The sequence below is a fragment of the Kribbella sp. NPDC002412 genome (assembly GCF_053592935.1).
On the sequence record NZ_JBSFBL010000002.1, the window covers coordinates 40,133 to 52,890 of the forward strand.

Genomic DNA, 12,758 nt, shown 5'->3' on the forward strand with positions numbered 1-12,758 from the left:
CTCAGATCGCCCCCGCTCGGGTGAGTTCGCGTTCGACCTGCCGCTGCGCGTCGGCCCACGCCTGGTCGGGCGACTTGCCGGCGGTCTCGACGTTGACGAGCTCGGCGGCGATCGGCGAGCCGATGATCGAGTCGTACGGGCTGAAGTAGGCCCCGGGGTACTTCTTGGCGGACGCGCCGAAGACGTCGACGATCCGCTGACCACCGAAGAACGGGTCCGGCGCCGTCATCCGCTCGTCGGTGTAGCTGGCCGGCGTGGACGGGAAGAGGACCGGGTCGAGGAACGCCTGCGCCTGGTTCTTCGCCGACTCCAGCCAGCTGATGAACGCGAACGCGGCCTCGGGGTTCTTGCAGTACTTCGTGATCGCCAGGAACGACCCGCCGCGGTTGCCGGCCCCACCAGGAGCTGCCGTCACCCGCCAGAGTCCCTTGGTCTTCGGGGCCGCGTTCTTCGGGCCGAGCTGGGCCCACCACACGGCCGCGTTGTAGGCGACGAGCTTGCCGTTGGTGACGACGGCGTCGGCGTCGGTCGTGTCCGCCTGTGCGTTCGCGGACAGCCCTTCCTTGACCACCCGGATCGCGAGGTCGAACTGTTCGCGGATGTGGTCCTGGTCGCCGATGTACTGGCCGTCCTCGGTCATGTAGCGCTTCGGCTGCTGCGCCAGCGCGTACAGGTAGACGCCGGTGATGTTGTCGGTGATCGCCGAGCCCGGGACCGCGGCCTTCAGCTTCTTGCCGAGCTCGATGTAGGCGTCCCAGGTCGGCGCCAGCTCGGCGACCGCGGCCGGATCGGTGTCGATCCCGGCCTTCTGGAACATGTCGGTGCGGTAGAACAGCGCGGTCGGCCCGGTGTCCATCGGGTAGGCCATCATCTTGCCGTCGGGCGTGATGCCCAGCTTCCACTTCCAGGCCAGGAAGTCGGACTCGTGCTCGTCGGCGCCGAGGGTCTTGAGGTCGACGAACTGGTCGGCGTTCGGGAAGTACGTCGCGACGTCGTCGTTGATCGCGACGATGTCCGGGACCAGCGACTTGCCGGCCAGCGAGGTCAGCACCTTGGTCTTGTAGTTGGTGCCGATCCGGGTCATCGCCAGGCGCATGCCGTCGTACCCGGGAATCGCCTTCTCGGCCTGGCCGATCAGGTCGTCGTTCACCGAGCCGACCCAGGTCCACATGCTGAGCTCGTCGGACCCGCCGAGGGAGCTCCGGGACCCGCAGCCGGTGAGGCCGGCCGCGGACGCGGCGGCGCCTAGCGCCAGGAACTTCCTTCTGCTCACTGTCATACGCCTTCACCTGGCGCTTTCTGTGTTCATTTCCGCCGGAAGTTGTCCATAATTGTTCAGGCACCGACTAGGTAAGCGCATACCGCTGAACCGGTCAAGGGCCCATGGTTGCCGCCTCCGGCCATCCCCGCCCAGCGCAACCCGCGGGTTGTCACACAGTTCCCAGCTTCGTTCCGGCTTCGGGCTGCCTGACAGGATGGCGGCATGATCTCCGCCGTTCTCTTCGACGCCGACGGCGTCATCCAGCGCCCGACGATCGACTGGTGGTCCCGGCTGACGTCGTTCGTCCCCGCCGACGGCTCCGCGTTCGTCGCCGACCTGATGGCGGCGGAGAAGCCGAGCCTGGTCGGGAAGGGCGACTTCCGGGACGCGGTCGCCGAGGTCCTTCGGCGTTGGGGCTCACCGGTGTCGCTGGAGGACGCGCTGGAGCCGTGGCACTGGTTCGCGGCCGAGCCGGCTGTTCTGGAGATCATCGCCGGGTTGCGCGCCGACGGCGTCGGCTGCCATCTCGCGACCAACCAGCAGGCGTACCGGCGCGCGATCATGCAGGACGAACGCGGGTATGGCGAGTGGTTCGACCAGACCTTCTACTCGTGCGACCTCGGGCTGGCCAAGCCTGATCCGGCGTACTTCCGGGCCATCCTCGGCACGCTGGAGTTGCCCGCGTCGTCGGTGCTGTTCATCGACGACAACGAAAGCAACGTGGCGGGTGCCCGGAGCGTCGGGCTGCACGCCGAGGCGTACGACCTCTCGTCCGGCGTCGACACGCTGACTGCACTGCTTCGCCAGTACGAACTCTTGTGATGTGTGCACGGTTGTGGCATCGTCGCCCGGCAGATGACAACGTAGGACAGTCACCAGCCGCTCCTGGAGGCACCGCATGTCCGATCGACGACGTCTCACCCGCCGCCATGCCCTCGGCCTGACCGCCGGCGTCGGCCTTGGCTCTCTCGCTCCGTCCTTCGCTCTTCCGGCCTCGTCGTTCGCCGGCCCGGCGGCAGCGGTCTCGGCGTACCCGAAAGGTCAGCGGCCGCGGCTGCTGAGCGTCCTGGACGAGTCGGCCCTGAGCCCCGCCGAGCGCACGCTGGCGACCACGCTGCAGGGTCTGCTGGCCCGGCGTGGCAGCGAGACGCTGTACCTGAACATCCCCTCGCTCGGTTACCAGTTCTGGCTCGACGACCTGGTCTCCCGGTACGGCGTCCACGCCCGCGCCGGCGACCTGTGGAAAACCGTCAGCCGGTCCCGCGTCGGCGGATATGTTCTCTTCCGAACGGGCACCCCGTCGGTCAACGTGGCGACCACGCTCGCCGGGCTGACAGGTGCCGTGGCTGTCGAGGAGAGCTTGGAGGCACTCGCGATCCGGAACGGGTTGCGCAAGGTCCTGGACGTGCGGGACAAGGACGACCGCTGGGTGCTGGACAACTACTGGGCCCGGTTGCGGCACGACGTCGCGATCGAGCAGCGCGCCGACTGGCCGGAACGGCTGCGGGACTACGTCACGATGGCGGGGACGCTCGCCTTCTTCGACGGCAACTCGGACTTCCGCGCCGAGGTGGTCGGCGCACTCGACGACGACGCGACCGTGATCGGCTGGGGCGACGCCGCCCAGGGCGAGGACAAGTTCATCGGTCCCAACTCCGACGCCGGCGTCAAGGCGATCCCCGCCGACCACGCCCGCAACCTGTCGGTGTTGTCCGGTATCCGCGAAGACCGCTTGAGCCAGCGCGGAGGGGGTGGGGGGAGGGTCCCCGAACCGGATCCGAACGCCCACTACGTGACGTTCCTGATCACCGACGGCGACAACATCCAGTGGATGCTCGGCGACTTCCCCACCGACAAACGCTGGTTCGGCAGCCCGCTCCGCGGCCAGGTAGACCTGGGCTGGGGCATCTCGCCGTCCCTCATCGACCTTGCGCCGTCGGTGATGCGCTGGTACTACGACCAGTCCGCGAAAGACCGCTGGGTCGTCGGCCCCTCAGGTGGCGGCTACATGTACCCGAGCCGCTACCCCGCCGCTGCGCTGACCAAGCACACGGCCGCACTGGCACAGTCCATGGAACGCGCCGATCTCTCAGCCGTCCAGATCATCGACTTCGACTCCTTCCAGGACCAGCGACTCTGGTCGTCGTACCTCAAGCACCCCCAGATCGACGGCCTCATCTACCTCGAGTACTCCCGCTACGACACCCACAAGGGCAAGGTCGTCTGGTCCGAAGGCAAGCCAGTCATCTCGGCGCGCACCATGCTCTGGGACGGCCTCGAGGGTGCCGACGAAGCGTCAGTGACCGCGGAACTCAACACCGCCACCCGCAATCCCCGCGCCACCGCCGGCTACTCGATCGTGTTGTGGCACGCCTGGAGCAAGTCCGTCGACAACGTCATGACCGTCGTCAACGGCCTTGCTCCGCACGTCAAGATCGTCCCGCCGGACACCTTGGTGAAGATGGTGGGCAAGTACGCCAGGCCCTAGGGGCTCCGATCAGCTGTCGCCTTCAGTCGTGAGCCAGATGTCGGGTGAGGCGATGTGGTCAGCCGGCAGGTACTCGGTGATCTCCACATCGCCCTGCTCGTACTGCACGAGCCCGCTCCAGCCGGCGGGGCCGTTTTCGCGAGCGACGAGCCAGCCTCGGCGCCAGCCTGTTGCCACCAGGACCATGACGTGTGCGGGCAGCGGGAAGCTGCGCAGCGTCCAGTCCGCGTGGGCGTGCAAGGTCCGGACTTGTTCCTTGCCGTTCATGACCGCAACCCATTGCGCAGGCGGAGTTCGTCGCGAATCACCGGCGGCACTGGGAGCCGGTACTGCTCCAGGGCTGCGGCGTAGGCACCGAGTGACAAGGTGAGGCGGCTCGCGTCGCTGTTGGAGGAAGCGTCCGGACGCCGCTGTCCTCGCGTCAGCCGATCGGCCGCGCGAGCGGACATGACCTCGGCGAACAGGTAGAGGAGATCGTGATCCGCCGCGGAGCGACGCGATGCGCCGCCACGGACGGGGAGGGATTGGATGGACATGCAGATCGCCTCGTAGGGCTGCGGGGGTTCCCGACATGCCACGTGGAATGCCATCGCTCCGGAGTCTCCCCAGTCTACCCGCTCGGCTCACGAGAGCGTAGATCGTGGACTGCAGGTTCACGAACGTGCACCGCCCCAGGCGACGCGACCGCCGAGGAGTGGTTGCAGGGTGCATGGCATGGTCAGGTCTCGGTTGTCCCACCGCAGGCGCCTGGCGCGGGGCGTTCGGCATGTCTTTCCGGTCCGGACAGGCGTAATGTGAAGGTAGTTCCGGAATCGACGACATCCCGCTTGAGGCTGCCAGCCACGCCGGCCCTTCCGCAGGGAATGTCATGTCCGTCTTTCAACGTGCTCGCAGCACGCCCGAACCAGTCACGTCGGCACCGGTCACGCGGCCGTCGGCAGTCGACGAACTCTCGAAACCGCTGCCTCCCCGGGCGCCGCGCACCCGCATGAGTGCCGCGTGGTTCGGGATCTGCGCCGCCGTGGCCGGTCTCGTCCTACTGATCATCTTCATGCTGCAGAACACCGGCAGCGTCGACGTCCACTTCCTCTGGATGGACGGCTCCCTGCCGCTCGCCCTGGCCCTGTTCATCGCCGGCGTCGCCACGACCCTCGTGGCCACGACGATTGGGGCCGCCCGGATGACCCAACTGTGCCGCGTCGTGCGCCGCCGGAGAACTGAGGCCTCGTCATGACACTCACCGCCAACGACGGCAGAACAGTCTTCTCCTCGACCGAACCGTCGACACCACGGCTACAGCTCCAGCCCGGCGCCGCGCCCGAACTCCTCGACGGTGGCTGGTGGCCACGCTCGACCGATCCCGTCGCGGAGCTCCCCGGCCTCATCCTGGCCATCGACGCACTGCACGGGCCGATCACCCGGATGATGCTCCATGCCAGTGACTGGGACAGCCATCCACGCCGTCTGGCCGTGGCCGGGCGACTCGTTCGGCTGGGCTACTTTGCCAGCCAGCCGCCCGGTTTGCTGATCGCCCTGTCACACCGGGCCGGGACCCGCGTCGATCTGGCCGTCATCCCGCCAGGCACCGAACCAGGCGTAGCCGATGCCGCGATGACGCTTGCCGCCACCGCACGCAACCGGGTCCACGCACAGGACCTCGTGTCGACTGCGGCAAGCAGTTCACGACCAGCCGGCACAACGCCCGAGGACGCCTGGGAGACCGAAGGGGTCACCTCGCCGCGAACACCTCAGGCCGCGCCGAAAGGGCGCTGTAGGCCACAGAGTTCGTCATTTCGATGCTCGTCGCGGTGCGTGCCGGTTCGGGCACCTGAAATCACCACCTGATTATGTCAACTTCGGTTCCCCTGGGTGCATCTAACAAGTAATTCCAAGGGGGAACCAAGTGAAATCCATTCGAACCATCCAAACCATCCGAAGACCGATCCGCACTGCCGTTGCCGTCCTGGCGATCGCCGCAGTGCCGGCGGGAGCCGTAGCCGTGCCGGCGCTCGCCGACTCGTCCACCACGACAGCAGCCACCACCACGTGCCCCACCGGTTGGGGCTCATTGCCTGAGGCAAGCACGTATCGCGGATCCGGCGTCCTGACGAACGTCCGCTCCGGCCGGCACACCTGTTTCGACCGCATCGTGTTCGATGTCGTGGGCAAGCCGTCCTGGTTCCGCGCGCACTACGTGAAGGACGTTTCCACCGTAGGACAAGGCGAGCTCGTGCCGCTCCGCGGCGGCGCCAAGCTGGAGATCATCCTCTCGGTGCCTTCGTACGACGACGCCGGCCGCAGCACGTACAACCCGGCGAACCACGCCGAGCTGACGAACGTGAGCGGGTACCGGACCTTCCGGCAAGTCGCGTCCGCCGGCAGTTTCGAAGGTGAGACCACGATCGGGCTCGGCGTCCGCGCTCGACTTCCGTTCCGCGTCTTCACCCTGACCGGACCAGGATCCACCAGCCGCATCGTGGTGGATGTCGCCCACAGCTGGTAAAACCACTGATCGATGACTTTGACGCCCCCGGGCGCATCCAAAAAGTGTCCAGGGGGCAGGTAAGGAATCATGCCGACTATCGCCGCATTACCCGACGGATATACCGTCCGATCGCCTGAGCCGGCCGATGCCGACGCCATTTTCGGCATGCTCGCGGCCTACAACACGGCAGTGGTCGGGTTCGCCGACACCACGCTGCAGGAAGTCGCCTACTGCATCGACATGCCTGGCTTCGACCGCTCGACCGACGGCTGGCTCGTGCTCGCCGCGAGCGGCCTGCCGGCCGGATACGCGACCGCGCTCGGCGCCGGTGACCGTCAGGTGATCGGCATCGAGGTGGCGTCGCAGGACCCGGAGGTCGCCGGCTGGCTGGTCGATCGGACCATGCACCGCGCCCAGGAGATGGGACGCGAGCGTGGCCGGGCCGAGGTCACCGTCGACGCGTTCGTGTACCGGGCCGACGAGTTGCTGCGCGCGCAGTTGTGCGATCACGACTTCGCCACCGGCACGACGTACTTCCGAATGCGGATCGACCACACCGGACCGGTTGCCGTCCCGGCGGCGCCCGCCGGCGCCGTGATCCGCCGTGGCGCCTTCGACGACGCCACCCGCTGGGCTGCGCACGAGGCCATCAACGAGTGCTTCCGCGGCCAGTTCGGCTGGGTCGAATCCGCACACGAGGACTGGCTCGAGGCACACGAGGACCTGCCCGTCTTCGAGTGGTCCCAGCTGACGCTGCTCGAGGTCGGCGGCCGGGTCGTCGCGGTCCGCGACTGCAGCGACAGGTACGTCGAGACCGAGAACTGCGGCTACATCGGCATGCTCGGCGTGGTCGAGGAGTTCCGGGGGCGTGGTCTGGCGAAGTTCCTGTTGCGCGACGCCTTCGCGCTCGACGCGGCCGCCGGCCGGGACGGCACGATTCTCAACGTCGACACGAACAACCCGACGCCGGCTCTTGGTTTGTACCAGTCGGTCGGTATGGAGGCCACCGTCGTCCTCGACGGCTGGCGCCGCATCGTGCCCGTCAGGTGACCTCTACGTCCCGACGACGTAGGTGGGTGTACGGCGCCGTACGCGCGGGCTGAGCGCGATCAGGAGGACAAGCAGGGGCAGGGCGATCAGGTACGCCGTGCGGAGCGGGACGGCTCGGGCCACGAGAGCCAGGGCTGCTGGGGTGATGAGGATGGCGGTGCCGGAGGCCAGGGCGCCGATGGCTGACAGGCGGGTGGGGTTGAGCCCTGGGATGGCGACCAGGGCGGCGAGCGTGACTGGGTAGAGCGGGGCCACGCCGGTGCCGGCCAGGACCAGGCCGAGGGTGACCGCGGTCGGGCTGTCGAAGAGGCTGACGAGCAGGGTGCCGACGATCGCGAGCAAACCGCCGGGTACGACGGGAGACAGGCCACGCACGTGGATCGGGCCGATTGCGCGCCCGACCGCCATACCGATCGGGAACGCGCTCCCCAGCAACGCGGCCGTTGCCATCGGCAAGCCCGTAGCCGCCAGCCGCGCGACTGCCCACACCACAAAGCAGAACTCCACCCCAACGGCCAGCACAACGCGCAGCCACCCCAGCGCAACCGCCGCAGCCGCAGTGCCACTCGACCTATGGACCGGCTCCTGCGGGCGCGGCTCAACCGGCCCCTTCAGTACGGCGAGAGCGACAAGCGGCGGTACGGCGGCGAGCAGCGCCAACCGACCCGTCGGACCAACAGAGTCGACCGCACCGATCGCAAGCGGCGCCAGGATCCCGGTCGCACTGGCGACCGCATTGACCCGACTCAACCGCGACGCAGCCGTAGGACCGTGCAACACCAGCGGAGCAACGAGAACGAGCAGCGCCCCACCCAGTCCGATACACAGCCCGCCTGCGACCGCCACGCCGTACGCAGGCGCCAGTGCCAGCAGAACAGCTCCGGCCGCGCACACCAGCGACCCGAGGCGCAGCACGGTGATCAGCGCCCACGACCGCAGCAGCATCGGGCCCACGACAGCGACCACGACCAGCCCCACCGCAAAGGCCGACGACAGCAAGGCGAGGCGGCCGGTGGACTCGCTCAGGTCCCGCGCGAGCAGAGCGATGCAGGCACCCAGTCCGGCCAGCAAGTACCCCATCGACGAGAGCCCGACACCGATCCGGATCTCGTCTGACCGCCCGGTCATCCGGCGGTCAGGTCGCCAGACCCCGTGCCCTCCGTCCGGGCGGTGGTGAGCAGGTCGGCAAGCTGATGCAGATCGGTCAGCCGGATGTCAGCCTCCAGCCCCTTCAGACCCGCGGTCACCGCTCCCGCCGCGCGCCCAGCCGCCAGGCCGACCGCTGCGTCCTCTACGACCAGACACTGCTCCGTCGGTACGCCGAGAAGCTCAGCAGCATGCAGATACCCCTCAGGGTCCGGCTTGCCCCGACTGATGTCCTCGACTGTCACCAATACGGGCGGTGCGATGCCGGCTGCGGCCAGGCGCACCTTCGCCAGCCGGTTGTCCGCACTGGTCACGACAGCCCACGGCAGGCCGAGCCGATCCAGCACACCGAGCACCTCGACGGCGCCCGGTGTCGCGGTCACGTCGGACACGTCGTCGTACTGGAGCTCCAACTGCCGGGCCGCGGCTACGGCCTGCTCAGTCGCGGAGAGGTCTGGACGCATGCGTACGACGGTGGACTCCGCCGGACTGCCGTGCGCGATGGCGAGCACATCGGCCACCGGGGCGTCGTACTCCCCCGCCCAAACCGTCCACGCACGCTCCACGGCGGCGTCGGAGTCGACCAGCGTGCCGTCCATGTCGAACAACACGGCGCGGATGTCGCGGATCCTCATCACCCCTCCATTAAACTCGTACGACGAGCATAAGGTAGAACCATGGCATGACGACAGGTGTTCGCCGGGGGCAGTGGCAGACCGCTGCCGACGTACTCGCGAGGGTGAGCCGTCGGCCCGGGATCACGCGGGCCGCGGTCGCGCGGGAGCTGCGGTTGAGCACCAGCTCCGCCACCGAGGTCACTGCCCGGTTGCGCGACGTGCAACTGCTCACCGAGGTCCCGGCGCCCAGTCAGGGGCGTGGTCGGCCGACGACCGTGCTGCGGGCGCATCCGCGCGGCCCTGTGGTCCTCGCGCTGGAGCTGCGGCAGGGCAGCTGGCGGAGCGCCGTGGTCGCGCTCGACGGGTCGTTCCTGGAGCAGCAGTCCAAGCGGCACCGCAGTCGGAGGCCACAGGTGGTGCTCGGCAACCTGCAGAAGGCCGTGCGGCAAGCGCAAGAGCAGTACGGCGATCGCCTGCAAGTGGTGAGCCTGGCAGCAGCCGGAACCATCCGCGACAACCGCCTGATGCAGGCACCCACGCTCGGCTGGGCCGAAGTCGACCTGCAGACGGTCACAGACCTCCCGCTGCTGGTCGGCAACGACGCAACGCTGAGTGGTGTGGCGGAGGCTCGCACGGGTGCCGCAGCCGGTGCGGGTACGGCGTTGCACCTGATAGTCGAGGTCGGAATCGGCGGCACGCTGCTGATCGACGGCGTACCGGCGCAGGGGACGTCTGGGGCGGGTGGCGAGTACGGACATATCCCGTTCGGCGAGCGTGGACGCCAGTGCCCGTGCGGTGCGCGCGGCTGCTGGGATCTGGAGATCGACGGGCGCGCCCTGGCTCGACACCTCAAGGAGCCGACACCAGATGACCCGTACGGCTACACAGAGGCCGTGCTACGCCGTACTGACCGTGCTGCGAGCCGTGCGGTCGCCAAAGTGGTCACCGCACTCGCGACAGGCATCGCCGGGCTCGTCAACGCGCACGACCCAGAGGTAGTCACTGTGGGCGGTCTGGCGATCCCACTCCGAGCCGCAGCCGAGTCCACCTTCGAGCAGGCCTATCTGGCCGGCCTGATGAACTTCCACCGGGCCGCTCCCCCGCCGGTCCTCTCAGCCACGTACCAGCCCGACGGCCCGCTGCGTGGTGCTGCAGCACTGGCTCTCGACCACCTGACGACGGAGCCGTCGATCGCTAGCTGGGCTGATCGGCGCTGACCTCGTCCGTCTCCTCGGCGCCGACCGCCTCGGCCGGCGGCTTGGGCACGATGGGCGGCTCCACCTTCGCCAGGATCGTCGTGATGTCGTGGCGGTGGTGCTGGATCTCGTGCGCGGTGTGGCGGATGATCCAGCCGAGCGTCCGCGGCGCCCGCACCGGGTAGTTGTAGAGGCCCAGCTTGCCCAGTTGCGGCGGCGTGAGCACCCGCGCAGCAGCGCCGAACTCGCGAGCGAACCGCACCAGGGCAGCAGCGACCTCCATCGGGTCCTGGTCCTCGTACTTGGCCTGCTTCACCCGACCGGTCCGGTCCATCGGCGCGTACACCGGCCGGTCCTCGGCCAGGCACTGCGCGATCCGCTGCCGCTGCACCTCCAGCACGTCGCGCACGTGGCACGCGTACTCGATCGCCGACCACACCTCGGGCTCCGGCCGCAGCCGTACGACGTCCGGGTCCGGACCGGCCGCTGCCTTCGTCAGCGCCATGCTGCAGTCGGCGGCCTGCCGGATGAGCAACGTCACTGTGCCCTGCAGGTCACCTGTGTCGTAGTTGAACCCGCACTGCTCGCAGTACCCGTCAACCGGCGGCTGCTGCTTGCTCAACTGCTGCTCCCTCGAAATCGCCAGGCGTGATCGACCGGCCCGATTCCACCACCGAGCGCGAACCCGGCCCCAATCGCCCCGGTCACGTACTCCTTCGCAGCCCCCACGGCACCGGGTACGTCGTACCCACGGGCGAGGTACGACGCGATCGCGCTTGCCAACGTGCAGCCGGTGCCGTGCGTGTGCCTGTTGTCGGCGCGTACGGCGCTGTAAGCCCGTCGCACTCCGTCACCGTGCAGCACGTCCACAGACGCCGTACCGGGGTCGTGACCGCCCTTCACGAGCACCCACTTGGCGCCGGCGTCCAGCAGCAGCTTCGCGGCGAGCTCGCGGTCCTCCACCGTCTCCAGGTCCATGCCGGCGACCGGTCCGAGCTCGGTGAGGTTCGGTGTCAGGACCGTTGCCAGCGGCACGATCTCCGACCGTACGGCGTCCATCGCATCGGCAGCCAGCAACGCGTCGCCGTGCTTCGACACCGACACCGGGTCCACCACGACCGGCACAGACGGCGGCAGCGTGCGCAGCAGGTCGGCGACCACCCGGACCATCGACGCAGAGGCCAGCATGCCGGTCTTGACCGCATCGACGCCGATGTCGTCCACCACACTGCGGAACTGCGCCCGGACCTGTTCCTCCGGCAGCTCCCACGCGCCCTGCACGCCGAGGCTGTTCTGGGCGGTGATCGCGGTCAGCACACTCATCCCGTGCACGCCGTTGGCCAGCATCGCCTTCAGATCCGCCTGGATCCCGGCGCCGCCGCCGGAGTCGGATCCGGCGATCGTCAGCACTCTGGGCAGCATCTCAACTCCTGAAGTGAGCGTGACCGGACTCGTCGGCGTACGCCGCTCCGTCCACGGTCACGGTTCCGGCCGGGCGTTCCTCGTTGCCTTCTGCAACCGAGCCGATGACGGTCCACCCTTCGGGCACGTCGGCGGGCTCGAAGGTGCCGACCAGCGCATGGTCCTCGCCGCCGGTCAGGACGAACTTGAGCGCGTCCACACCGGTCGCGGCGGCGACTGCCTGCAGCGGCTCGGGCACAGTCAACGCCTGCGTGTGCACGTCGATGGCCACCTGGCTCGCCACGGCGATGTGGCCGAGGTCGGCGAGCAGACCGTCGCTGACGTCACACAGCGACGACGCACCGGACTGAGCGGCCCGAGGCCCTTCGGCGTACGGCGGTTGCGGCCGGCGATGCGCCTCGACCACGGCGCGCGGCGAGCGGAACCCGCGCGCCAGCACCGACCAGCCCGCTTCGGCCCAGCCCAGCCGTCCGATGTACGCGACCTCGTCACCCGGGCGCGCGCCGGAGCGCAGCACCGGCGGACGGCCGTCCAGCGAGCCGAACGCGGTCACCGAGACGACGATCTTGTCCGACTGCACGGTATCTCCGCCGACGATGCTCACGTCGACCAGCTCGGCCTCGTCGACCAGGCCCTGGTTGAGCTCCAGCGCCCAGGCGGTCGGCAGGTCCGCGGGCGCGCCGAACCCGACCACGAGCGAGGTCGGCCGGGCGCCCATGGCCATGATGTCGGCCAGGTTCTGCGCGGCGGCCTTGCGGCCCACGTCGTATGCCGACGACCAGTCCTGGCGGAAGTGCCGGCCCTCCACCAGCAGGTCGGTCGTGATCACGATCCGGCCGTCCGGCACCGCCACCACGGCCGCGTCGTCACCCGGCCCGACCAGGACGTCCTCACCTGTGGACAGCCCCTTGGTGACGGCCGCGATCAGGCCGAACTCACCCGTGCTCCCCAACGTCTCTGTCACGTCAGCAGACCTCCCATATCGCCAACCGGAGTCTAGGCGGTACCGTGACCGGGCAACGAAGAGTACGCCCGGCCGTCTCGCAGTACCCCTGCGGAGCACGGCCGGTGCCCGCTGAGGACGACTGAGTGG

Annotated in this window: 15 protein-coding genes; 7 read left to right on the forward strand and 8 right to left on the reverse strand. The window is 68.8% G+C overall.

The window, feature by feature from the left end; all coding sequences use genetic code 11:
- Nucleotide 1: 1 nt before the first annotated feature.
- Nucleotides 2-1,279 carry an ABC transporter substrate-binding protein gene (locus tag ACWCOV_RS01930; protein WP_449827331.1) on the reverse strand — a complete coding sequence of 426 codons (1,278 nt, stop codon included), beginning with the start codon at nt 1,277-1,279 and terminating at the stop codon, nt 2-4.
- 204 nt (nt 1,280-1,483) lie between these two features.
- On the opposite strand from ACWCOV_RS01930, the gene ACWCOV_RS01935 reads away from it, so the two are divergent.
- Together ACWCOV_RS01935 and ACWCOV_RS01940 are read left to right on the forward strand one after the other, a co-directional pair.
- Nucleotides 1,484-2,083 (forward strand): HAD family hydrolase, encoded by a 600-nt coding sequence (locus ACWCOV_RS01935; RefSeq protein ID WP_449827332.1) that lies wholly within the window; start codon nt 1,484-1,486, stop codon nt 2,081-2,083.
- A gap of 76 nt (nt 2,084-2,159) precedes the next feature.
- Entirely contained in the window at nt 2,160-3,749 is a 1,590-nt protein-coding gene (locus ACWCOV_RS01940) for a GxGYxYP domain-containing protein (protein ID WP_449827333.1), read from the forward strand.
- 9 nt (nt 3,750-3,758) lie between these two features.
- Here the strand turns inward: ACWCOV_RS01940 and ACWCOV_RS01945 are convergent, their stop codons facing one another.
- Nucleotides 3,759-4,016 carry a hypothetical protein gene (locus tag ACWCOV_RS01945; protein WP_449827334.1) on the reverse strand — a complete coding sequence of 86 codons (258 nt, stop codon included), beginning with the start codon at nt 4,014-4,016 and terminating at the stop codon, nt 3,759-3,761.
- A complete protein-coding gene (locus ACWCOV_RS01950; RefSeq protein WP_449827335.1) occupies nt 4,013-4,339 on the reverse strand; it encodes a hypothetical protein in 327 nt (108 codons plus the stop codon). The genes ACWCOV_RS01945 and ACWCOV_RS01950 overlap by 4 nt, the downstream gene beginning before the upstream one ends.
- Nucleotides 4,340-4,737: 398 nt before the next feature.
- On the opposite strand from ACWCOV_RS01950, the gene ACWCOV_RS01955 reads away from it, so the two are divergent.
- The 4 genes from ACWCOV_RS01955 (at nt 4,738) to ACWCOV_RS01970 (ending at nt 7,284) form a co-directional block, all read left to right on the forward strand.
- The gene (locus tag ACWCOV_RS01955) at nt 4,738-4,983 is read left to right on the forward strand and encodes a LapA family protein (protein ID WP_449827336.1); all 246 of its coding nucleotides are present in this window, start codon (nt 4,738-4,740) and stop codon (nt 4,981-4,983) included.
- Nucleotides 4,980-5,594, forward strand: coding sequence for a DUF5994 family protein (locus ACWCOV_RS01960; protein ID WP_449827337.1), 615 nt, complete (start codon nt 4,980-4,982; stop codon nt 5,592-5,594). The genes ACWCOV_RS01955 and ACWCOV_RS01960 overlap by 4 nt, the downstream gene beginning before the upstream one ends.
- 58 nt (nt 5,595-5,652) lie before the next feature.
- The gene (locus tag ACWCOV_RS01965; RefSeq protein ID WP_449827338.1) at nt 5,653-6,252 is read left to right on the forward strand and encodes an AMIN-like domain-containing (lipo)protein; all 600 of its coding nucleotides are present in this window, start codon (nt 5,653-5,655) and stop codon (nt 6,250-6,252) included.
- A 69-nt stretch (nt 6,253-6,321) separates the two neighbouring features.
- The gene (locus ACWCOV_RS01970) at nt 6,322-7,284 is read left to right on the forward strand and encodes a GNAT family N-acetyltransferase (RefSeq protein ID WP_449827339.1); all 963 of its coding nucleotides are present in this window, start codon (nt 6,322-6,324) and stop codon (nt 7,282-7,284) included.
- Nucleotides 7,285-7,287: 3 nt separating this feature from the next.
- Here the strand turns inward: ACWCOV_RS01970 and ACWCOV_RS01975 are convergent, their stop codons facing one another.
- Both ACWCOV_RS01975 and ACWCOV_RS01980 read right to left on the reverse strand, forming a co-directional pair.
- Nucleotides 7,288-8,412 (reverse strand): MFS transporter, encoded by a 1,125-nt coding sequence (locus ACWCOV_RS01975; protein ID WP_449827340.1) that lies wholly within the window; start codon nt 8,410-8,412, stop codon nt 7,288-7,290.
- The gene (locus ACWCOV_RS01980) at nt 8,409-9,065 is read right to left on the reverse strand and encodes an HAD-IA family hydrolase (RefSeq protein WP_449827341.1); all 657 of its coding nucleotides are present in this window, start codon (nt 9,063-9,065) and stop codon (nt 8,409-8,411) included. The genes ACWCOV_RS01975 and ACWCOV_RS01980 overlap by 4 nt, the downstream gene beginning before the upstream one ends.
- Before the next feature lie 47 nt (nt 9,066-9,112).
- On the opposite strand from ACWCOV_RS01980, the gene ACWCOV_RS01985 reads away from it, so the two are divergent.
- Entirely contained in the window at nt 9,113-10,264 is a 1,152-nt protein-coding gene (locus ACWCOV_RS01985; protein WP_449827342.1) for an ROK family transcriptional regulator, read from the forward strand.
- On the opposite strand, the gene ACWCOV_RS01990 is transcribed toward ACWCOV_RS01985, so the two are convergent.
- The 3 genes from ACWCOV_RS01990 to ACWCOV_RS02000 are packed head-to-tail and all read right to left on the reverse strand — an operon-like array spanning nt 10,242 to nt 12,629.
- Nucleotides 10,242-10,865 (reverse strand): DinB family protein, encoded by a 624-nt coding sequence (locus ACWCOV_RS01990; protein WP_449827343.1) that lies wholly within the window; start codon nt 10,863-10,865, stop codon nt 10,242-10,244. The two genes, ACWCOV_RS01985 and ACWCOV_RS01990, sit on opposite strands and share 23 nt — an antisense overlap.
- On the reverse strand, nt 10,862-11,665 hold the full coding sequence (gene thiD / locus ACWCOV_RS01995) for a bifunctional hydroxymethylpyrimidine kinase/phosphomethylpyrimidine kinase (protein WP_449827344.1): 804 nt from the start codon (nt 11,663-11,665) through the stop codon (nt 10,862-10,864). Before thiD ends, ACWCOV_RS01990 begins: the two co-directional genes overlap by 4 nt.
- A gap of 1 nt (nt 11,666) precedes the next feature.
- Nucleotides 11,667-12,629: a thiamine-phosphate kinase gene (locus tag ACWCOV_RS02000; RefSeq protein WP_449827345.1), complete on the reverse strand. Its 963-nt coding sequence runs from the start codon at nt 12,627-12,629 to the stop codon at nt 11,667-11,669.
- Between the last annotated feature and the right edge of the window lie 129 nt (nt 12,630-12,758).

What these genes read in the sequence shown, in the direction of transcription:
- ACWCOV_RS01935 (WP_449827332.1), top strand. Translation starts at nt 1,484, where the DNA reads ATGATCTCCGCCGTTCTCTTCGACGCCGACGGCGTCATCCAGCGCCCG.
- ACWCOV_RS01950 (WP_449827335.1), bottom strand. Translation starts at nt 4,339, where the DNA reads ATGGCATTCCACGTGGCATGTCGGGAACCCCCGCAGCCCTACGAGGCG.
- ACWCOV_RS01975 (WP_449827340.1), bottom strand. Translation starts at nt 8,412, where the DNA reads ATGACCGGGCGGTCAGACGAGATCCGGATCGGTGTCGGGCTCTCGTCG.
- ACWCOV_RS01945 (WP_449827334.1), bottom strand. Translation starts at nt 4,016, where the DNA reads ATGAACGGCAAGGAACAAGTCCGGACCTTGCACGCCCACGCGGACTGG.
- ACWCOV_RS01970 (WP_449827339.1), top strand. Translation starts at nt 6,322, where the DNA reads ATGCCGACTATCGCCGCATTACCCGACGGATATACCGTCCGATCGCCT.
- ACWCOV_RS01960 (WP_449827337.1), top strand. Translation starts at nt 4,980, where the DNA reads ATGACACTCACCGCCAACGACGGCAGAACAGTCTTCTCCTCGACCGAA.
- ACWCOV_RS01940 (WP_449827333.1), top strand. Translation starts at nt 2,160, where the DNA reads ATGTCCGATCGACGACGTCTCACCCGCCGCCATGCCCTCGGCCTGACC.
- ACWCOV_RS01930 (WP_449827331.1), bottom strand. Translation starts at nt 1,279, where the DNA reads ATGACAGTGAGCAGAAGGAAGTTCCTGGCGCTAGGCGCCGCCGCGTCC.
- thiD (WP_449827344.1), bottom strand. Translation starts at nt 11,665, where the DNA reads ATGCTGCCCAGAGTGCTGACGATCGCCGGATCCGACTCCGGCGGCGGC.
- ACWCOV_RS01955 (WP_449827336.1), top strand. Translation starts at nt 4,738, where the DNA reads ATGAGTGCCGCGTGGTTCGGGATCTGCGCCGCCGTGGCCGGTCTCGTC.
- ACWCOV_RS01985 (WP_449827342.1), top strand. Translation starts at nt 9,113, where the DNA reads ATGACGACAGGTGTTCGCCGGGGGCAGTGGCAGACCGCTGCCGACGTA.
- ACWCOV_RS01980 (WP_449827341.1), bottom strand. Translation starts at nt 9,065, where the DNA reads ATGAGGATCCGCGACATCCGCGCCGTGTTGTTCGACATGGACGGCACG.